This is a genomic window from Microcella indica (genome assembly GCF_013414345.1).
Classification (GTDB): domain Bacteria; phylum Actinomycetota; class Actinomycetes; order Actinomycetales; family Microbacteriaceae; genus Microcella; species Microcella indica.
In genome coordinates, this window is record NZ_CP058670.1 from 484,340 (window position 1) to 504,420 (window position 20,081).

Genomic DNA, 20,081 nt, shown 5'->3' on the forward strand with positions numbered 1-20,081 from the left:
TGCGCCCTTCAACCGCCGAGCAGCTCGCGCAGCGCCGTGCCCGAGGGCGCTCGCGGGGCGAAGTCGGGGCCGTCGACGAGCGCGAAGCGGGCATCCGGCGACGTCTCGTCGGTGATGTCCCACCAGGCCCACGCGAGCGCGCCGACCGCGTGGTCCTCCGCCCACGCGTATGCGTCGCGCAGGAACGCGTCGCCGCCGTCGCTCTGCCCGAACTCGGCGACGAGCACGGGCACGCGGTCGGCGAGCGGTTCGAGCTCGCGCGCCCAGCAGGCGCGGTCGGCGCAGCGCTGATCGGGGTAGAGGTGCACGCTCGCGATGAGCTGGTTGTCGTCGGGCGCCGCCGCGGCCCAGCCGCGCAGGTCGTTCGCGTAGTCGACTCCGCTCAGCACGAGCGGCTGAGTCGCACCGGCGGAGCGCACGGCGTCGACGAGAGCGATCATGCCGACCGCGGTGTAGGTCTCGCCGCTGCGGGTCTGAGCGCGGTCGTTCTCGACGGGCACGGCGCACCCGCCGTGGGCCCAGCACCTCCAGTCGAGCTCGAACGCCCACGCGCCCGCCGTGGCGTCGAAGCGGGAGTGCGGCTCGTTGAAGACATCGAAGATCACACCGCGGTGCTTGCGGTACTCGCTCGCGACCGAGCCCCAGAATTCGACCGAGCGCGCATCGGGCATCGGCCGCAGGCCGTCGGCGGGCACGCCGTCTGGGGCGCTCCAGTGCAGGTCGAGCACGACCACGAGGCCCGCCTGCGTGAGGCGCCCCACCCACTCGCGCACGCTCGCCCGGTACTCGACGCCCGAGGCGTAGGCGATCGCTGGACGGTCGTCGAACCAGCAGTCCTGATTGAGCGGGATGCGCACCGCGGTCATGCCCCACTCGGTCATGGCGGCGACGGCCGCATCGACGTCTCCGCCGTCGTTGTGGCCTCGACCCTGGATGCACGCGTACTCGAAGCCCGGCCAGTTCGCACCCAGGAGCGCGAGGGTGTCACCGGTGCGGCGGTCGATGAGCTCGGCGCCGCGCACCGCGACCACGGGTGCCGCGGGTGTCGCGCTCGCGAGGGCGTGGCCGGCCTGCCGCTCAGGCTTGTCGAACCAGCCGGCCGCGAGTGCAAGAGTGCCGACCGCCGCGACGCCGAGAACGAGCACGCCGACGGTCGAGAGCGCGATCGAGCGCCGCAGTCGAGTTCGGCGAGTGCGCTCGGTCATGCGACCAGTCTGACCCCTGGGCGGCTGGGTGAGTGGGAAGGAGGGGTCAGCGCACCTGGCGGCGCGAGCTGATCACCCCGGTGTCGAAGCCCATGAGGTGCAGGCCGCCGTGGAAGCGCGCGTGCTCGACCTTGATGCAGCGGTCCATGACGACCGTGAGGCCCTGTTCTTCTCCGTAGACGGCGGCTTCCTCGTTCCAGATGCCGAGTTGCACCCAGACGGTGGAGGCGCCGACGGCGAGCACGTCGTCGATGACGGCGGGAATGTCGCTGGCCTTGCGGAAGACGTCGACGATGTCGGGCACCTCGGGCAGCGAGGCCAGGTCAGGGTAGGCGGGCTGGCCCAAGATCTCGCTCGCGTTGGGGTTGACGAAGTACACGCGGTAGTCGCTCGACTGCTGCAGGTAGGTGCCCACGAAGTACGAGGAGCGCGCGGGGTTGGGCGAGGCGCCGACGATCGCGATGCTCTTCGCTTTCCGCAGGATGCCCAGCCGCTCCTTCGCGCCGGGCCCCACCCAGGTGCGCTGAGACTTGAGCAGCTTCGCGAGCGGCGAGCTCGCGGGAATCGCGCAGGTGAGCCCGTTGGCGAGCGTGACCGTCTCGGTGCCGGACGTTTCAGAGGCAGCGGTGTCAGACATCCTCATGCTCCTTTCGCCGCGTCGAGCGCCTGGTCGAGGTCGTCGATGATGTCGGCGACATCCTCGATACCCACACTCAACCGCACGAGGCCCGGCCCGATTCCCGCCTCGACGAGCTGCTGCTCGGTGAGCTGCGCGTGCGTCGTCGAGCCGGGGTGGATGATGAGCGTCTTCGCGTCGCCGATGTTGGCGAGGTGGCTCGCGAGCTGCACGTTCTCGATGACCTTCTGGCCGGCCGCGCGGCCCCCTGCGACGTCGAAGCTGAAGACGGCGCCAGGCCCGATCGGCAGGTACTGCTCGGCGCGCTCGTGATGGCGGTGCGAGGGTAGACCTGCCCAGTGCACGGCCTCGACACGGTCGTCGGCGTCGAGCCACTCGGCGACGGCGCGCGCGTTGTCGACGTGCGCCTGCATGCGGTACGGCAGCGTCTCGACGCCCTGCGCGAGCAGGAAGGCCGAGTGCGGCGCGAGGGCCGGCCCGATGTCGCGCAGCTGCTCGGCTCGGAGTCGGGTGAGGAACGCGTACTCGCCGAAGTTGCCGTGCCAGGTGAGGCCGCCGTAGTGCGGCACGGTCTCCTCGAAGAGGGGGAAGGTGTGGTTCGACCAGTCGAAGCGACCCGACTCGACGACGACGCCGCCGAGGGTCGTCCCGTGGCCGCCGAGAAACTTGGTGGCCGAGTGCACGACGATGTCGGCGCCCCAGTCGATGGGCCGGCACAGGTAGGGCGTGGCGATGGTCGAGTCGATCACGAGGGGGATGTCGGCCGCGTGGGCGACGTCGGCGAGTCCGGCGATGTCGGCGATGTCGCCGCTCGGGTTGGCGACGGTCTCGGCGAAGAGGAGCTTGGTGCGGCCGGGGATGATGGCGGCCGCATAGTCGGCCGGGTCGTCGCTCGCGACGAAGGTCGTGTCGATTCCGAAGCGGCGCAGGGTGACGTCGAGCTGGGTGATCGAGCCACCGTAGAGGGTCGACGACGCGACGATGTGGTCGCCCGCGCCGGCGAGGGAGGCGAACGTGACGAATTGCGCGCTCAGCCCGCTCGCGGTCGCGACGGCGCCGAGGCCGCCCTCGAGGCTCGCGATGCGCTCTTCGAAGCTCGCGACGGTCGGGTTCGCGAGGCGGGAGTAGATGTTGCCGTACTTCTGCAGGGCGAAGCGCGCGGCGGCGTCCTCGGTCGAGTCGAAGACGAACGCGCTCGACTGGTAGATCGGCATGGCGCGGGCGCCTGTTGCCGAGTCGGGCACGTTGCCCGCGTGGATCGCGCGGGTCCTGAATCCGTATTCGCGGTCGGCCATCCCTTCAGGCTAGGCGAGCGGATGCTCAGGGCCGAGCCGCCGCGTTACGCAACGTAACCTTCGCCTCTCAGGGATGGGGGCCGGTCGGCACCGCGTCGTGCGCCGGGTTGCGGTCGGCCGCGCCGCCATCCTGGGCATCTCGGGATTCGAGGATGCGGAAACTGAGCCAGACGGCGGCAACCACGAGGCAGAATGCCACGAACACCCCTATCCACAGCAGGAGGGGAGCTCCGTCGTCGAGCGTCTCGGAGGTGGGCAGCACGAGGAGCGCGAACGCGACCGCGGTCGGCCCTGCGAGGGCCACCCATACTCGCTTGTCGGCGTCGAACAGGTCCTTCCCGTCGAGGAAAGCGAGGGGCAGGAGCGCCACGAGGAGACCCGTGAGCCCTTCGTGCACCGTGGCGATGAGGGTCTCGATGAGGAAGACGGAGGCGACATTCGTCTCGGCAGCGGGTATCGCGCCGTCGAGCCATGAGTAGCCGAGCCAGGCGAGAAGGGCGATGGCGAGTGTGACGAGCATGCGCGTCACGATCGCTCTCTGGTGGTCCTCCCGACGCGCGGTGGACGCGAGCTCGAGCCCGAGCACGAGGCCAATGAGCAGTCCGGGGCTGAAGTCGAGCATGCGTGAGGCGAGCACGCCGAGCACCGCGATCACGATGGCTCCCGGCTGAGTGATGATCGCGCTCGGAACGCGCCAACGGCGGCCGAGGAGCACCGCCGTGATGCGTTGCGGCAGGTGGACGACGAGGATGAGGCCGATCGCCAGCGACGCAACGAGGCGCAGCGAGGTCAGGTCGAAGCCGAACTGGGGGTCGGCGAAGCCGAAGGCGATGCTCGTGAGGATGATGACGACGGCGGGTGATGAGGTCCACGCCGGCATGACGCGCAGAGCTCGCCGCAGTCGAGCCAGAAGGGGCAGCGACCACGCATACACCCAGCGCCACCGGTGGGCGTTGCGCTCCAGAGTCGAGTTGAGGATCTCGGCGGGAATGGCGACGAGGAGGAGGAAGAGGGCGCCGATGCCTCCGGCGACCGCGAGGATGAAGGGGTCGCGCCACACGGTCGCGAGGGTGATCATCCCCGAGCTGAGTGCGCTCGGGGCGGCGGGGTCGTTGCGGTCGATGGGCGCGAGCGTCGGGTCGACCGTGCGCTCGGGGGTCGCGCGCTCGGCGAGCGACTCGGTCGGAAGATCGAGGCGGGCGCCGTCGGCCGGGTTTGGTGACGGCTCGCGCGGTGTCCGCTCGTCGGATCGCTCGGTCTCGGGCGCGCGCTCCGTCTCGGTGCTGGGCGAAGTCGGCTTGTCCGCGGGCGGGGGGTTCGGTCCAGGCTCGGGCTCGGGCTCGGGCTCGGGCTCGGGCTCGGGTTCTGGGTCGGGCTCGGGCTCGGGCTCGGGCTCGGGCTCGGGTTCTGGGTCGGGTTCGGGTTCGGGCTCCGGCTCGGGCGCGGCTGCTGCGTGCTGGACGGCCGGGGGCACCACGACGAAGTGATTGCCGACGACCGTGCGGGCGGAGTCGCTGGTCTCGGTCGCGCGCAGGTGGTGGTCGCCGAGGACGCTTCCGCTGCTGAGTCGGCAGCTCCACGACGTGGAGCCTTCCTGCACGCCCGTGCACGCCGCCGTGACGCTCTGCCACCCGCCGCCGCGCGGCGGCCGCAGCTCGACGACGACCGTGCTCTCCGCGCTCTTCGTGCCGCTGATGCTGACAGCGGTGTTCTGCAGCACCTGGGTGGAGGTGAGCGAGAGGCTCATGCTCGTGGCGATCGCGGCGCCTGCCCCGCCGAGCGAGAGTGCGCCAGCGAGCCCGAGGCTCACGATCGCGCGCAGCGGGAGCACGCGCCGACGAGCGCGCGGGCGCGGCAGGGTGCGGGGTTCCATGCTCAAGGTCGCGACTTTCGGGTAGGCGAGGCCATGGAGTGCAGGTGTCGTGAGCATATTCCGTGCAGGCGACCGTGCGCCAGGGGGATTTCTCGCCCCGTGAGCACAGCGTCCCGCGGGAGGCGGGCGCACTATCCACCATCCGGGGGAGGCGGCATCGCGCGGTGCTCTCCTAGTGTCGAAGGCATGAGCGAGTCGACAGCGCCCCCGACCCCTGCCCCCGCGACGCGCCCGACCTCTCGTCGCGACCGTGCCCTCGCCCCCGACGTCGCGCGCGGCCTCGTGCTGCTCGGCATCGCCGTGGCGAACGTTCCGTTCCTGCTGTGGGGTCGCGAGGTCGGCCTCATGTTCAAGCCGGTGACGGATGCTCCCGCCGACCCCTGGGTCAACGCCGCGGTCGCACTGCTCGCCGACAACCGCAGCTACCCGCTCTTCGCGCTGCTCTTCGGCTACGGCCTCACGCAGATCCTCTTGCGCGAGCACGCGCGCGGCACCGAGTGGCGGGGAGTGCGGCGCCTCCTGGTCAGCCGCAACCTGTGGCTCATCGCCTTCGGCGCCGCGCACGGAGTGCTGCTCTTCTTCGGCGACATCCTCGGCGCATACGGTCTGCTCGGCCTCGCCCTCGTGCTGCTCATCCGGGTGTCGGGCAAGGTGCTCGCGATCGTGGGGTGGATCTCGTTCGGCGTGCTCGCGATCACGGGCTTCGCCGAGGGTCTCACCGGCGTGCTGAACAAGTTCGGCGGCGCCGAGGCGGGCCTCACAGTCTTCACCTCTCCCGGTGCGGATTCCTACCTCCTCGCGACGCTGCAGCGCGCTCTCGAGTGGTCCCTGGGCCTTCTCGCGATCCCGTTCGGCGGTTTCGGCCTACTGGCGCCGATGATCCTGGGTATGTGGGCGGCGCGGCGGCGCATGCTCGAGGAGCCGGCGCGTCACCGGCGCGCGCTCGGTCTCATGGCCGGCATCGGAGTGCCGGTGTCGCTGCTGGGCGCTCTGCCGATGTCGCTCGCGCTGCTGGGTGTCTGGGAACCGGGCATCTTGGGGGAGCCCTTCGTGAGCATGCTGCACGTGGTGACGGGCGCGATCGGCGGTGCCGGATACGTCGCCCTCATCGCCCTCATCGTCGGGGGCGCCGGCACGGGCGGCCCGATCTCGCGCCTCTTCGCGGCGCTCGGACAGCGCTCGCTCAGCGGCTACCTGACCCAGTCGGTGGTGTTCCTCATCCTGTTCGCGCCGTACACGCTCGGCCTCGGCGGCGTCGTCTCGGTGGCCGAGGCGACACAGATCGCCGTGCTCACGTGGCTCGGCACGCTCATCATCGCGGGGGTTCTAGGCGCGGTCGACAAGCCCGGGCCGACCGAGTGGCTCTACCGCCGCATCGTCTACCGACGTCGGCCCGCGCTCCCCGCTCCCGCTACTGCGCCTGCGGCACCCGGGGCGCCCGAGGCGCCTGGCTCGAGGCCCTGACCGGCGTCACCCGCCAGTGGCGAACAGCTGCTCCATCCCCTTCCAGAACTTCGGAAAAAAGTGAGCGGGTGTCAGTCCACTCCGAAGTGGTGGAAGAGCACGAGCTCCGCAACCGTGCCTCGAGCGGCGCCCGCACCTCGAGTCGAACCCGCGCCCGGGCCTCGGCGCTCCACAGCGCTGCACGACTGTGCCCGTCGGTGGCATCCGTGCCCGCGCGAGCGCACCCACACGCCACTGAGGAGCACAGTCGGGGCGATTCGTGCGGTGTGGGTCTCGGCGAAGCCGGGCGTGACGCGGCGACCGCGCTAGATCCAGCTGGGCAGCCAGTAGTGCATGCGCAGGAACTCGATCGGAATCGGCGTGCCCGTCCACAGGGGCAGGAAGAACATGCTCAGGAGCACGAGCACGGTCACGATGGTCACGACGAGGGCCGTCCCGAGGCGGCGGCGCTCCGGAGTATCGGAGGGCCGGCCGCGCACAGCGCCGAGCACGCTCACGAGCGCGAGCACGAGGAACGGCGTGATCACGATCGTGTAGAAGAAGAACGTCGTGCGCTCGGGGTAGAGCATCCACGGCAGGTAGCCGGCAGCGACGCCCGTGAGAACGACCGCGATCGCCCAGGGCGAGCCGACGAACGGCAGAGGTGCGTCGGCAGCACCGGTCGGGGTCGCACCGGGGTGCGGTGCCTCGGGCTCCACGGCCGCTCTCCACTGCGCGGGCCGACGGCGCCACGCCGCGATACCGCACCCCACGAGGATCACGACCACCGCGGCGACCGACCCCCACCACAGCAGCGGGTTCGGAATGCCCGTGAGCGCCTCGGCCGTGCCGTCGCCCCGGTCGAGGTAGTGCATGTACGTGGGGCGCAGCAGCAGCGGCCAACCGGCCGCCGGCGCCTCGTAGGGGTGCGGCGACGACTCCCCGACGTGGTAGCCGTAGACACTCTGCTGGTACGCCCACCAGTTCTGCAGAGCATCCGGAGCAGCGCCCAGGATGCCCGGCCATCGCTCGGCCGCGTCGATCGTGCGCGACCGCCCGTAGCCGCCGCTCGTCGCGAACCAGCCCCACCACGTGACGAGATGCGCGGCCGCGGCGGCGGGGATCGTGAGCAGCACGCTCAGCGGTGCCTGACGCAGCAGCGTGCCGCTCGCCCACAGCGCGACACCTGCGCGGCGCCGGTCGAGAGCATCCGCGACGACGGTGAGCACGGCGAACGCCGCGAAGAGGTAGAGCGCGCTCCACTTCACCGACACCGCGAGGCCGAAGAGCACTCCCGCCGCGAGCAGCCACGGGCGTGCGAGCATCGCCGGGCCCCAGTCGGTCGACCGGCCCCCGGCACGACGCGCGGCCAACCACCGGGCTAGCTTTGCGCGCGACGACCGCCGATCGAGCACGACCGCGATGACGGCGAGCACGACGACGAGCGCGAGCACGCCGTCGAGCAGGGCGACCCGGCTCATGACGATCGCGTTGCCGTCGATCGCGAGCAGCCCGCCGGCGAGGGTCGTGAGCGCGACCTGGCGCCACAGCAGGTGGGCGAGCAGCATGAGGGCGGCGACGAGGAGCACGCCCGAGACCGCGACGCCGAGCCGCCAGCCGTAGGGGGATGCGGGGCCGAGGGCGAGCATCCCGAGCGCGATGACCCACTTGCCGAGCGGCGGATGCGCGACGAACGCCGCGTTCTCGCCCACCGTCGGCGGGGTGCCTGCGGCGAAGAGCTCGTTGGCGCCCTCCGGCCAGCGGCCCTCGTAGCCGAGCTCGAGCAGCGACGCTGCGTCTTTCACGTAGTACGTCTCGTCGAAGACGAGCACGCCGGGCTGGTCGAGCGCGATGAGCCGGGTGGCGGCGGCGGCGCCGAGCACCGCGGCGGGCATCCCGAATCGCAGGAGGCGCTCTCGGGTGACCACGCGCCCATGCTACGGGCGGGGTGGGAGGATGGCCGGATGATCGTGCTCGCGGCGACGCCCATCGGCAACCTCGGCGACGCGAGCCGACGCCTCGTCGAGGCGCTCGAGTCGGCCGAGCTCGTCGTCGCGGAGGACACCCGCACGGCCGCGCACCTGCTGCGCGCGCTCGGCATCGACAACCGGCCGCGGCTGGAGGCCCTGCACGAGCACAACGAGCGGGAGCGGTCGGCCAACCTGGTGGAGCGGGCGCGCGAGAGCGACATCCTCGTGCTGACCGACGCGGGGATGCCCGGCATCAGCGACCCCGGCTACATCCTCGTCGAGGCGGCCATCGCGGCCGACGTGCGCGTCACGGCGCTGCCCGGCCCGAGCGCGATGCTCACGGCCCTCGTGCTGAGCGGCCTGCCGACCGACCGCTTCGCCTTCGAGGGGTTCCTGCCGCGCAAGGGCCGCGCCGGCGCGCTGCGCGCCCTCGCCGCGGAGCCGCGCACCCTCGTGTTCTTCGAGGCCCCCCACCGCATCGCCGCGGCGCTCGCCGACGCTCGGGACGCCTTCGGCGCCGAGCGCCGCGGCGCCGTCTGCCGCGAGCTCACGAAGCGCTACGAGGAGGTCGCCCGCGGGTCGCTGGCCGAGCTCGCCGAGCGGTTCGCCGAGGGCGCCCGCGGCGAGATCGTGCTCGTCGTCGAGGGAGCGCGCGAGAGCGATGCCGATCTGCCCACCGCGGTCGAGGAGGTGCTCGCGCGCGCCGTCGCGGGGGAGCGGCTCAAGGACGCCGCCGCCGCGGTCTCCGACGCCACGGGGCTCGGCAAGCGCGAGCTCTACGAGGCGGCGCTCGCCGCTCGCCGCACCTGACGCGGTCCCTCCCGCCGCTCGGCCGTCGCCCAGGCGCTGTCCAGCCCCGCCGTCACAGTCAGGAGCCCGCCCATAGACTGGGGGCATCATGGCCGCCGCTGACACCTTCTCCATCTCGACGCCGATCTTCTACGTCAATGACGCGCCCCACATCGGGCACGCGTACACGGAAGTCGCCGCCGACGTGCTCGCGCGGTGGAACCGGCAGAGCGGCCGCGACACCTGGTCGCTCACGGGCACCGACGAGCACGGCCAGAAGATCCTGCGCACGGCCGTCGCGAACGGGGTGAGCCCCAAGGAGTGGGCGGACAAGCTCGTCGACGAGGCCTGGGTGCCGCTGCTCAAGACGATCGACATCCAGAACGACGACTTCATCCGCACGACGGAGGAGCGCCACGAGAGCGTCGTGCAGGCATTCCTGCAGAAGCTCTACGACACCGGGTTCATCTACGACGGCGAGTACGAGGGCTTCTACTGCGTCGGCTGCGAGGAGTTCAAGCAGCAGGGCGACCTCGTCGAGGGCGCCGGCGAGTTCGACGGGCAGCTCGTGTGCCCCATCCACGGCCGCCCCGTCGAGGTGCTCAAGGAGAAGAACTACTTCTTCCGCATGAGCGACTTCCAGCAGCGTCTGCTCGACCTGTACGAGTCGCAGCCCGACTTCCTGCAGCCCGACAGCGTGCGCAACGAGATCGTGTCGTTCGTCCGCCGCGGCCTCGACGACCTGTCGATCTCGCGCCAGAGCTTCGACTGGGGCGTGCGCGTGCCGTGGGACGACACTCACGTCGTCTACGTGTGGTTCGACGCGCTGCTGAACTACATCTCGGCGCTCGGCTGGGAGCCGACCGCCGATGCGCCCGCCTTCGAGCGGTTCTGGCCGAGCAACCACATCGTGGGCAAGGACATCGCCCGGTTCCACTCGGTCATCTGGCCGGCCATGCTCATGGCCGCCGACCTGCCCGTGCCGCGTCGCGTCTTCGCGCACGGCTGGCTGCTCGTGGGCGGCGAGAAGATGTCGAAGTCGAAGCTCACGGGCATCGCGCCGAGCCAGATCACCGAGGTCTTCGGGTCGGACGCCTTCCGCTACTACTTCCTGCGCGCCATCAACTTCGGTCAGGACGGCTCGTTCAGCTGGGAGGACCTGAGCGCCCGCTACCAGGCCGAGCTCGCGAACGGCTTCGGCAACCTCGCCTCGCGCGTCGTCTCGATGGTGGGCCGCTACTGCGATGGCATCCTGCCCGCCGCGACCGAGGTGACGGAGGCGGAGGAGCGCATCCACGGGGTTCTCGCGAGCGCCGTGACCCGCGCCGAGGGTGCCATGGAGCGCTTCGCGATCCACGAGGCGCTCGCGGCGATCTGGACGGTCGTCGACGAGCTCAACGGCTACCTCACCGAGCAGGAGCCGTGGAAGGTCGCGAAGGACGAGGAGCGCACGGCGCGCCTCCACACGATCCTCTACACGGCGGCGGAGGGCCTGCGCGCGCTCGCCGTGCTGCTGTCGCCCGTGACGCCGCAGGCCACGCAGAAGCTGTGGCGGGCACTGGGCGCCGAGAGCGCCCTCGGCTCGCTCACCGACCAGCGCATCCCCGACGTCGGAGTGTGGGGCCAGCTGCCCGCCGGCGCGGTGGTGTCGCCCATGGAGGGACTGTTCCCCCGCATCGAGCAGGAGGCGGCCGTCTAGCGACGCCGCACCGGCGACGGGGAGAGAAGGAGCAAGGCATGACCGATCCAGTCGACTCGCACGTGCGCACGCGCGCCGCGATGGAGGATTCCAGCCGCGACCTGAGCTACCCGCCGAGCCCCGAGGCGCTCGTCGTGCCCGTCTACGACAACCACACGCACCTGGAGATCGCCGACGGCGAGAACCCGTTGCACTACCGCGAGCACCTCGATCGAGCATCCGCCGTTGGCGTGCGCGGCGTCGTGCAGGTGGGCACCGACGTCGTCACGAGCCGCTGGTCTGCCGCGGTCGCCGCGCGCGAGCCGCGCGTTCTCGCTGCCGTCGCGCTGCACCCCAACGAGGCACCTGCTCTCGTCGACGCGGGCGAGCTGGATGCCGCACTCGCGCAGATCGACCAGCTGGCCGCGCAGCCCCGCGTCGTCGCGATCGGTGAGACGGGTCTCGACTACTTCCGCACCGACTCCGAGAGTGGACGCGCCGCCCAGATCCGCTCCTTCGAAGCGCACATCGAGCTCGCCAAGAAGCACGACCTGGCGCTGCAGATCCACGACCGCGACGCGCACGACGATGTCGTGCGGACGCTTCTGCGCGTCGGTGCCCCCGAGCGCGTGGTGTTCCACTGCTTCAGCGGCGACATCGAGTTGGCAAGCATCCTCGCCGAGCGCGGGTGGTACGCGTCGTTCGCCGGCACGGTGACGTTCAAGAACGCCCGCAACCTGCGCGACTCGCTCGAGATTCTGCCTCGAGCGCTGCTGCTCGTGGAGACGGACGCGCCGTTCCTCACGCCGCACCCGCACCGCGGCCGGCCGAACGGTCCGTACCTGCTGCCGTGGACGGTGCGCGCGATCGCCGACCACCTCGGCACCGACCCTTCGATGCTCGCGGCTCAGCTGAGCTCGAACACCGAGCTCGTCTACGGCCACTGGGACGCCGAGCCGGTGACCTCTCCCGGCGATCCGTGGGCGGACCGCATCGACGAGATCCCCGGCCACCCGGCCGATCTGACGGACGGGCCCGATCACTCGGGTTCCAGCACGTCGGGCTCCGACTCCTCGGGCTCGTGACCTCGAGCTCATGACGACCCACCCGTGAGCGCACTGCTCGGCCCTGCGGAGGTGCGCGACCTCGCCGACCAGCTCGGCGTGCAGCCCACCAAGCGGCTCGGCCAGAACTTCGTGCACGACGCCAATACCGTGCGGCGCATCGTCGCCGCCGCCGGGCTGCCCGCGGGCGCGACGGTGCTCGAGGTGGGCCCCGGGCTCGGCTCGCTGACCCTCGGGCTGCTCGAGGCCGGGCATCCGGTCATCGCCGTCGAGATCGACGCGCGCCTCGCCGCCCAGCTGCCGCGCACGGTGGAGCAGATGCAGCCGGATGCTCCGCTCACGGTCGTCACCGCCGACGCCATGCGAGTCGACTCGGCGGCCTTGCGCGTGACCGAGCTGGCCGGCTCGCTGGCGCCGCCGACGGCTCTGGTCGCGAACCTGCCGTACAACATCTCGGTACCCGTGCTGCTGCATCTGCTCGCTACCGTGCCGACCCTCGACCGCACTCTCGTCATGGTGCAGGCCGAGGTCGGCCACCGCATCGCGGCGCCCCCCGGGTCGAAGGTGTACGGCAGCCCGAGCGTCAAGGCGCGCTGGTACGGGCCGTGGCGCGTCGAGGGCACCATCAGCCGGCAGGTGTTCTGGCCGGTGCCGAACGTCGACAGCGTGCTCGTCGGCATGACGCGCACGCCGCCGCCCGGATCGGAGGCCGACCGCATTCGTCTGGGGAAGATCGTGGACGCCGCGTTCGGGCAGCGCCGCAAGATGCTGCGGCAGGCGCTCGCCGAGCTCTACGGTTCGTCGGCCGCAGCGACCTCTGCACTGGAGGCGGCGGGGCTGGACCCGACGGCGCGCGGTGAGCAGCTCGGCTTCGACGACTACCTGCGGCTCGCGCAGGCGTCGCCGTCGTGACGACCGCGCGGCCGGAGGGGGTCGGCCCCGTCCTGGGTTGGCCGGGCGAGTACCCCGTGCCGGTCATCCTCGCCGGTGTCGGCGCCGGCTTCCTCGCCGGCGTGCTCGTGCCCGGCCTCGCGGAGGTTCCGGATGCCGTGGTCGCCACCGTCGTCGCCGTCGCGATCGCGATCACGCTGCTGCCGGTGCCGCTCGCCTCGCTCGGCCGCGCTGTCGTGGACCGTCGCTTCCTGCTCGCCGTGATCGGGCTCAACGTCGTCGTCTCGCCTGTGCTCGCGCTCATCCTCAGCCGCATCGTGTTCCGCGACCCCGACCTGCAACTGGGGCTGCTGCTCGTGCTGCTCGCACCCGGCGTGGGCATCGTCGCCATCTTCGTGCGTCGCGCGGGCGGGGCGGTCGAGTCGCTGCTGGCCACGGCGCCGCTCATGCTCGTCATCCAGGCGGTGAGCCTCCCGGCTCTCATGGTGCTCTTCACGGCGGGCGACGGCTTCTTGAGCCTCGACCTCTCCCGTCTCCCTCTCGCTGTGCTGCTGGGCATCGTCGCTCCTGCGGCGGTCGTCACGCTGCTGCAGCTTCTCGCGGCTCGCGCGCCGCGACTGCAGCGCGCGAGCCGGCAGGGGGCGGCGCTCGCAGTGCCGGCAACCGCCATCGCGGCGGGGCTCGTCGTAGCGGTCTGGCTGCCGCGCACGGCGGAGCGCAGCGAGCTGCTGGTCGCCGTCGCGCCGCTGTTCGGCGTCTACCTCATCCTCATGACGCCGGTCGGCATCCTCGTCGGCACGGCCGCGGGCCTCACCCTCTCGCAGGTGCGCGCTCTGACATTCAGCGGTGCCGCGCGCAACGGGCTCCTCGTGCTGCCCATCGCGATGGCGTTCGAGGAGGGCTTCGAGCTCATACCCGTCGTCGTCGCGCTCGGCATCGGCATCGAGGTCGTGGGCCTCTTCGTGTACCGACTCCTGGTGCCGAGCGTGACGCAGCAGTCGCGCGGCCCGCTCGCGCAGGACTAGGAGCCGCCAGCGAAATTCTTGCAGTTGTGCATATACTGCATGAATGCAAGAAATGAGCAGGCGTGAGCAGAATCGTCGCGAGACGTGGGATGCCCTGCATCGCGCCGCCGCCGACCTCGCGCTCGACGGCGGTCCCGCGGCCGTGACGGTGGACGCCGTCGCCGCACGCGCCGGCGTCTCCACCCGCACGTTCTTCAACTACTTCGCCACGAAGGAAGACGCCATCATCGGGTTCCGCACGCCGAGCCTGAGCGCCGAAGCGGTCGACGCCTTCCGCATCGGTCCCGCGGATCTGCTCGAGCGCACGGTGAGACTCATCTTCGCGGCGTTCTCCTCCGTGACTCTGCCCGAGCACGTCGGCGGTCGCCGATTGGCCCTCGTGCAGCGCCACCCGGAGTTGCGGGCGACCTTCGACGCGCACGTCGCCGCTGTCGAGGCGCTCGTGGCACCTCTCCTTGCGGAGGAGATCCGCGAAGGACTCTCGACCTTCCGCGACCTCGGGATCGCCCGGTGACGGCCCCCGCGGGCGTGCCAGCAGCCCCGGTCGACGAGCGCGTCGACCGCCGCACCCTCACACTCCTCTTCCTCGCCCTCATGGTCGTCATGCTGCTCGCGAGCCTCAGTCAGATGGTGCTCTCGAGCGCGCTCCCCACCCTGGTGGGCGAGCTCAATGGCGTGGAGCACCTCTCCTGGGTGATCACGGCGTACCTCCTCGCTGCCACGGTGACGATGCCCATCTACGGCAAGGTGAGTGACCTCCTCGGGCGCAAACCCCTCCTGCTCGCGGCTGTCATCCTCTTCATCATGGGCTCCGTGCTCGGCGGGCTGGCTCACGACATGACGATGCTCATCATCGCTCGGGCCGTCCAGGGTCTCGGCGGTGGAGGGCTCATGGTGCTCTCGCAGGCCGCGATCGCCGACGTCGTCCCGGCGCGCGAGCGCGGGCGCTACATGGGAATCCTCGGCGGAGTGTTCGCCTTCTCCTCGGTCGCCGGCCCCCTTCTCGGCGGCTGGTTCACCGAGGGGCCGGGATGGCGCTGGACCTTCTGGATGAACGTGCCGCTCGGCGTCGTCGCGGTCGTCGCGATCGCGATCCTGCTGCCCGTGCCGCCGCCTGCGCGGGGAGCTCGCGCCCGCATCGACTACCCCGGCATGGTTCTGCTCACGCTCGCGACGACGGGCATCGTGCTCATCGCCACGTGGGGCGGTACGCAGTTCGCCTGGGGCTCGGCGACGATGGTCGCGCTCATAGCGGGCAGCGTCCTCGCCGCAGGGCTGTTCGTCGTCGTCGAGCGGCGCTCGCCCGAGCCGGTCATCCCGCTGCGTCTGTTCCGGTCCCGCAACTTCGTGCTCGCGACGACAGCGGGCATGCTCGTGAGCGTCGCCATGTTCGGAGCCATGAGCTACATGCCCACGTACTTCCAGATGGCGGCGGGTGCGAGCGCGACCGAGGCCGGGCTGCTGATGATCCCCATGATGGCGACCTTCCTCACGACCTCGATCGTGGTCGGAATCGCCATCTCGCGCACGGGGCGCTACAAGGTGCTGCCGATCATCGGCTCGGTGGTGCTCGCGATCGGTCTCGGCCTGCTCTCCACCGTCGGGCTCGAGACCCCGATCGCGCTCGTGTGCACCTGGATGGCGCTCATCGGGGTCGGGCTCGGCACGAGCATGCAGGTCATGACCCTCATCGTGCAGAACACCTTCGCCCATCGCGAGGTGGGCACGGCCACGGCCGCGCAGAACTACTTCAGGCAGGTCGGGGGCACGCTCGGCACCGCGGTGGTGGGTGCCGTGTTCGCGGCGCGACTCACGGGGCTACTCGCAGACCGAGTGCCCGCAGAGGCAGCCGCAGCACCGGGCGTGAGCTCCCTCACGCCCGAGCTCGTGGCGGGACTGCCGGAGGCGCTGCGCCTGCCGATCGTCGCCTCCTACAACGATGCGCTCATGCCCATCTTCCTGGCCGTCGTGCCGCTCGCCCTCGCGGCGGCCGCCGTGCTCGTCTTCCTCATCGAAGCTCCTCTTGCGACGACGATCCGTGGAGAGGGCGCCAGCGGGCAGGACCAGGGCGCAAAGGATCGGGAGCCCACGCCGCTCGCATAGGGTGGTGGCATGACGGCTGCGGCGACCCCTCCTGTCGTGCACGCGCGGGCGCCGGGCAAGATCAATGTCTTCATGAAGGTCGGTTCGCTCCTCGACGACGGCTACCACGACGTCGCGACCGCCTATCAGGCGATCTCCCTCTACGAGGAGGTCTTCGCGCGCGACGCCGACGACTTCTCGGTGCGCTTCCGCGGCCCCATCGACACGGCCGGGCTGCCGACCGACGGCAGCAATCTCGCAATCCGCGCGGCGCGCCTGCTCGCCCGCACGACGGACTACCGCGGTGGCGTGGCTCTCGACATCGAGAAGCACGTGCCGATCGCCGGCGGCATGGGGGGCGGCTCTGCCGACGCGGCGGCGACCCTCGTCGCGTGCGACCACCTGTGGGGCACCCGGCTCGGTCGGGATGAGCTGCAGTCTCTCGCCGCCGAGCTCGGCGCCGACGTTCCCTTCGCCCTCATGGGCGGCACGGCCGTCGGCACGGGCCGGGGCGACCGCCTCTCGCCCGCGCTCGCACAGGGCACCTTCCACTGGGTGCTCGCCCTCGCCGACTCCGGGCTGTCGACGCCCGAGGTCTACGCAGAGCTCGACCGGCATCGAGAGCGTCACGCGAGCGACATCGCTCCTGCTCCCGAGCAGCCCGCCGTCGAGGTCGAGGTGCTGCAGGCACTGCGCGCGGGCGACGCGCACCAGCTCGCCGAGTACCTCTACAACGACCTGCAGGCACCGGCGCTGCACCTGCAGCCCGAGCTCGCGCAGACCCTCGAGCAGGGGGAGCTGCAGGGCGCCCTCGCGGGCATCGTCTCGGGCTCCGGCCCGACAGTCGCCTTCCTCGCGGCCGACGCGGATGCCGCGCTCGAGCTGCAGGTTGCGCTCAGTGCGTCCCGGTTGACGGTGCTGCGCGCGACGGGTCCTGTTCACGGGGCACGGGTCGTCGCGGGCTGACGCCGAGCAGGCTCAGCAGCACGATCGCGATCGCACCGCCGACGAGGGCGATGTCGGCGACGTTGCCGACGAAGAAACCGAAGTAGTCGATGAAGTCGACGATCTCCCCGCGCGCGAAGCCAGGCTCGCGGAAGAGCCGATCGCCGAGGTGGCTGATCGCACCGCCGAGGAGCGCTCCGCCGGCGAGAGCCCACGGCACACTGGAGATGCGGGCGACGAAGATGGCGATGCCGACCACGGCGACCGCCGCCACGATTGCCAGAATCCAGGTGTAGTCGCCGCCGATGCCGAAGGCCGCCCCCGGGTTGTAGACGAGCCGCCACTCGATCCAGTCGCCGATGACGGGAACACCGACGCCGCGCTCGAGCGTCGCCTCGGCCCAGTACTTGGTGCCCTGGTCGAACAGGATGATGCTCGCCGCCCACACGAGAGTCCACGGCAGCACGCGGCGGATCGGTCGGGTCTCGATCGGCTCCTCCGCCGGCACAGAGCTCGCGGTAGGCGACGGCCCGTCGGCGGGTGTGGAGCTGGCGGGCTGGGCGTGCGACTCGTCGGCGGGCATCCCCCTATTCTGCCCTGTGGGGGAGGGGCGCGGAGTCAGAGAGCGCGCAGCACGATCGCCGAGCCCTGACCGCCGCCGCCGCACAGGGCAGCTGCGCCGAGCGAGCCCGCGCCGAGCGCCTGGAGTCGGCGGGCGAGGTGCCCCACGAGGCGAGCACCGGAGGCCCCGATCGGGTGGCCGAGCGCGATCGCGCCGCCGTGCGGGTTGATGAGCTCGTCATCGACCCCGAGCACGTCGGCGGATCGCACGGCCACGGAGGCGAAGGCCTCGTTGATCTCGACGCCCGCGAGCTCGTCGACACGCAGACCGGCGCGGTCGAGAGCCGCCTCGATCGCGCGGGCCGGCTGCTCGAGCAGGGAGAGGTCGGGCCCGGCGACGAGCGCGCCGGCCTCGATGCGCGCGAGCGGGGTGAGGCCGAGCTCGGCGGCGTAGGACTCCTCGACGAGCACGAGCGCCGCCGCACCGTCGGAGATCTGCGAGGCGTTGCCCGCGGTGACGGTGCCCTCGCTCGCGAACGCGGGGCGCAGACGCGCGAGCGACTCGGGCGTCGTGTCGGCGCGCAGGCCGTCGTCTGCGGTGATCGCACCGACCTTGGCGGAGGGCGTCACGGGCGTGATCTCGTCGGCGAGCATCCCGACCGACGTCGCGAGGCGCTCGTGGGAGCGCGCCGCCCAGGCGTCCTGCCGATCGCGAGAAATGCGCGCGGAGGCCGTGTGGCCTTCCGTGAGCGAGCCCATGGAGGTGCGCTCGAAGGCATCGCTCAGACCGTCGTGCTCGAGCGTGTCGACGACCTCCATCGCGCCATAGCGGCGCCCCATGCGGGCATCGCGCAGCACGTGCGGCGCGAGCGTCATGGACTCCTGGCCGACCGCGACGACGATGCGCGCCTCGCCGGCGGCGATCGCGCGGGCGCCGGCGGCGACGGCCTCGCTACCCGAGAGGCACACGACGTTGAGGGTGGCGGCGGGGGTCGTGAGCGGGATGCCCGCCGCGACGGCTGTCTGCCGCGCAGGGTTCTGGCCCGCGCCGCCCTGGAGCACCTGCCCGGCGATCACGAGGTCCACCTGATCGGGGGAGACTCCTGCGCGACCGAGAGCGGCCGTCGTCGCGTGCGCGCCGAGCTCTGTCGCGGAGAGGGCGGAGAAGACCCCGCAGAACTTCACGAAGGGTGTGCGGGCGTACCCCGCGATGACGGTGCTCATGCGGCCTCCTCCAGCTCGACGGCGAACGGTGCGCCCGTGTCGGACCGTAGCGCATCGAGTTCTTCGCCCGGCGCGAGGCGGCGCAGCACGAGTCCGTTGTCGGTAACGTCGAACACCGCGCGATCGCTCACGATGCGGTGCACGACGCCGACGCCCGTGAGGGGCAGATCGCACTCGGCGACGATCTTCGGGCTGCCGTCCTTCGCGCAGTGCTCGGTGATGACGACGACGCGGGGCACGCCCGCGACGAGGTCCATCGCGCCGCCCATGCCCTTGACGAGCTTGCCGGGAATCATCCAGTTGGCGAGGTCGCCGCGGGCAGAGACCTGCAGGGCGCCGAGGATGGCGATGTCGACGTGCCCGCCGCGAATCATGGCGAACGAGGTCGCCGAGTCGAAGTACGATCCGCCGGGCAGAATCGTCACGGTCTGCTTGCCGGCGTTGATGAGGTCGGCGTCCTCCTCGCCCTCGACGGGGAAGGGGCCCATACCGAGCATCCCGTTCTCGCTCTGCAGCGACACCGAGACCCCGGGGGGCAGGAAGTTGGCGACGAGGGTCGGGATGCCGATGCCGAGGTTCACGTACTGCCCGTCGGCGAGCTCGAGTGCCGCGATCGCGGCCATCTCTTCACGCGTCCAGCTCATGTCAGCGACCTCCGTCTGTCTCGGCGCTCGCCGTTCGCGGGCGCGTCGTGCGCTTCTCGATGGGCTTCTCGCGGTCGCTCGCCGGCACGACGTGCTGCACGAAGACGCCGGGGGTGTGAATCTCGTCGGGGTCGAGGTAGTTCTCCTCGATGATCTCCGCCTCGGCGAAGGTGACGCGGCCGCACATGGCGGCGAGGGGGTTGAAGTTGCGCGCAGTCTTCCGGTAGATGAGATTGCCCTCGCGGTCGGCGCGGTGCCCCCGCACGAGGGCGACGTCGGCGACGATGCCGCGCTCGAGCACGTACTCGACGCCGTCGAGCTCGCGCGTCGGCTTGCCCTCGGCGACGGGCGTGCCGACCCCCGTGCGCGTGTAGAAGCCGCCGATGCCGGCGCCTCCCGCGCGCATGCGCTCGGCGAGCGTCCCCTGAGGTGCGAACTCCACCTCGAGCTCTCCCGAGAGGTACTGCTCGGCGAAGAGTCTGTTCTCGCCCACGTAGGAGGAGATGACGCGGCGCACCTGTCGGTTCTCGATGAGCAGACCGAGTGCGACGCCGTCGACACCCATGTTGTTGCTCACGATCGTGAGGTCTTTCACGCCCAGGTCGCGCAGCGCTTCGATGAGGTCGGTGGGGTTGCCGCTGAGCCCGAATCCTCCGACCGCGATCGTCTGCCCGTCGGTGACGACGGGTTCGAGAGCCTCCGCCGCCGAGCTCCTGACCTTGCTGCTGCCCATCTCGACTCCTCCTCAGCGGGTC

Annotated in this window: 18 protein-coding genes; 9 read left to right on the top strand and 9 right to left on the bottom strand. The window is 71.3% G+C overall.

Translation table 11 applies throughout. The features are described from left to right. Positions 1-8: 8 nt before the first annotated feature. The 4 genes from HUJ41_RS02415 to HUJ41_RS02430 all read right to left on the bottom strand — a co-directional run bounded on the left by HUJ41_RS02415 (position 9) and on the right by HUJ41_RS02430 (position 5,067). Positions 9-1,205, bottom strand: a complete 1,197-nt coding sequence (locus tag HUJ41_RS02415; protein WP_179873201.1) for a cellulase family glycosylhydrolase — start codon at positions 1,203-1,205, stop codon at positions 9-11. A 46-nt stretch (positions 1,206-1,251) separates the two neighbouring features. Next, the gene (locus HUJ41_RS02420; RefSeq protein ID WP_179873202.1) at positions 1,252-1,842 is read right to left on the bottom strand and encodes a CoA-binding protein; all 591 of its coding nucleotides are present in this window, start codon (positions 1,840-1,842) and stop codon (positions 1,252-1,254) included. 2 nt (positions 1,843-1,844) lie between these two features. Further along, complete coding sequence (locus HUJ41_RS02425) at positions 1,845-3,137, bottom strand: O-acetylhomoserine aminocarboxypropyltransferase/cysteine synthase family protein (protein ID WP_179873203.1); 1,293 nt, start codon at positions 3,135-3,137, stop codon at positions 1,845-1,847. Between the two features lie 67 nt (positions 3,138-3,204). Beyond that, positions 3,205-5,067: a hypothetical protein gene (locus HUJ41_RS02430; RefSeq protein WP_179871838.1), complete on the bottom strand. Its 1,863-nt coding sequence runs from the start codon at positions 5,065-5,067 to the stop codon at positions 3,205-3,207. 129 nt (positions 5,068-5,196) lie between these two features. On the opposite strand from HUJ41_RS02430, the gene HUJ41_RS02435 reads away from it, so the two are divergent. Further along, the gene (locus HUJ41_RS02435; protein ID WP_179873204.1) at positions 5,197-6,474 is read left to right on the top strand and encodes a DUF418 domain-containing protein; all 1,278 of its coding nucleotides are present in this window, start codon (positions 5,197-5,199) and stop codon (positions 6,472-6,474) included. Between the two features lie 305 nt (positions 6,475-6,779). On the opposite strand, the gene HUJ41_RS02440 is transcribed toward HUJ41_RS02435, so the two are convergent. Further along, positions 6,780-8,381: a dolichyl-phosphate-mannose--protein mannosyltransferase gene (locus HUJ41_RS02440; protein ID WP_179873205.1), complete on the bottom strand. Its 1,602-nt coding sequence runs from the start codon at positions 8,379-8,381 to the stop codon at positions 6,780-6,782. Positions 8,382-8,417: 36 nt separating this feature from the next. Between HUJ41_RS02440 and rsmI the strand changes: the two genes are divergently transcribed. The 8 genes from rsmI to HUJ41_RS02480 all read left to right on the top strand — a co-directional run bounded on the left by rsmI (position 8,418) and on the right by HUJ41_RS02480 (position 16,918). Next, positions 8,418-9,233 carry a 16S rRNA (cytidine(1402)-2'-O)-methyltransferase gene (gene rsmI / locus HUJ41_RS02445; protein WP_179873206.1) on the top strand — a complete coding sequence of 272 codons (816 nt, stop codon included), beginning with the start codon at positions 8,418-8,420 and terminating at the stop codon, positions 9,231-9,233. An 88-nt stretch (positions 9,234-9,321) separates the two neighbouring features. Continuing rightward, positions 9,322-10,911: a methionine--tRNA ligase gene (gene metG / locus HUJ41_RS02450; RefSeq protein WP_179873207.1), complete on the top strand. Its 1,590-nt coding sequence runs from the start codon at positions 9,322-9,324 to the stop codon at positions 10,909-10,911. 38 nt (positions 10,912-10,949) lie between these two features. Continuing rightward, entirely contained in the window at positions 10,950-11,975 is a 1,026-nt protein-coding gene (locus HUJ41_RS02455; RefSeq protein WP_179873208.1) for a TatD family hydrolase, read from the top strand. A 24-nt stretch (positions 11,976-11,999) separates the two neighbouring features. Then, positions 12,000-12,866, top strand: coding sequence for a 16S rRNA (adenine(1518)-N(6)/adenine(1519)-N(6))-dimethyltransferase RsmA (gene rsmA / locus HUJ41_RS02460; protein ID WP_179873209.1), 867 nt, complete (start codon positions 12,000-12,002; stop codon positions 12,864-12,866). Continuing rightward, on the top strand, positions 12,863-13,870 hold the full coding sequence (locus HUJ41_RS02465) for a hypothetical protein (RefSeq protein ID WP_179873210.1): 1,008 nt from the start codon (positions 12,863-12,865) through the stop codon (positions 13,868-13,870). The genes rsmA and HUJ41_RS02465 overlap by 4 nt, the downstream gene beginning before the upstream one ends. A 52-nt stretch (positions 13,871-13,922) precedes the next feature. Beyond that, entirely contained in the window at positions 13,923-14,384 is a 462-nt protein-coding gene (locus HUJ41_RS02470) for a TetR family transcriptional regulator (protein ID WP_179873211.1), read from the top strand. Then, on the top strand, positions 14,381-15,973 hold the full coding sequence (locus HUJ41_RS02475; protein ID WP_179873212.1) for an MDR family MFS transporter: 1,593 nt from the start codon (positions 14,381-14,383) through the stop codon (positions 15,971-15,973). The genes HUJ41_RS02470 and HUJ41_RS02475 overlap by 4 nt, the downstream gene beginning before the upstream one ends. Positions 15,974-15,982: 9 nt before the next feature. Further along, positions 15,983-16,918, top strand: coding sequence for a 4-(cytidine 5'-diphospho)-2-C-methyl-D-erythritol kinase (locus tag HUJ41_RS02480; protein ID WP_179873213.1), 936 nt, complete (start codon positions 15,983-15,985; stop codon positions 16,916-16,918). Here the strand turns inward: HUJ41_RS02480 and HUJ41_RS02485 are convergent. From HUJ41_RS02485 to HUJ41_RS02500, 4 genes are read right to left on the bottom strand one after another with little or no spacing between them, the layout of a single operon-like run. Beyond that, positions 16,848-17,480, bottom strand: coding sequence for a signal peptidase II (locus HUJ41_RS02485; protein ID WP_179873214.1), 633 nt, complete (start codon positions 17,478-17,480; stop codon positions 16,848-16,850). The genes HUJ41_RS02480 and HUJ41_RS02485 overlap by 71 nt on opposite strands. Before the next feature lie 35 nt (positions 17,481-17,515). Next, entirely contained in the window at positions 17,516-18,682 is a 1,167-nt protein-coding gene (locus HUJ41_RS02490; protein WP_179873215.1) for an acetyl-CoA C-acyltransferase, read from the bottom strand. Then, positions 18,679-19,326 carry a CoA transferase subunit B gene (locus HUJ41_RS02495; protein WP_179873216.1) on the bottom strand — a complete coding sequence of 216 codons (648 nt, stop codon included), beginning with the start codon at positions 19,324-19,326 and terminating at the stop codon, positions 18,679-18,681. The genes HUJ41_RS02490 and HUJ41_RS02495 overlap by 4 nt, the downstream gene beginning before the upstream one ends. A gap of 1 nt (position 19,327) precedes the next feature. Then, on the bottom strand, positions 19,328-20,059 hold the full coding sequence (locus HUJ41_RS02500) for a CoA transferase subunit A (RefSeq protein WP_179873217.1): 732 nt from the start codon (positions 20,057-20,059) through the stop codon (positions 19,328-19,330). Positions 20,060-20,081 lie beyond the last annotated feature (22 nt).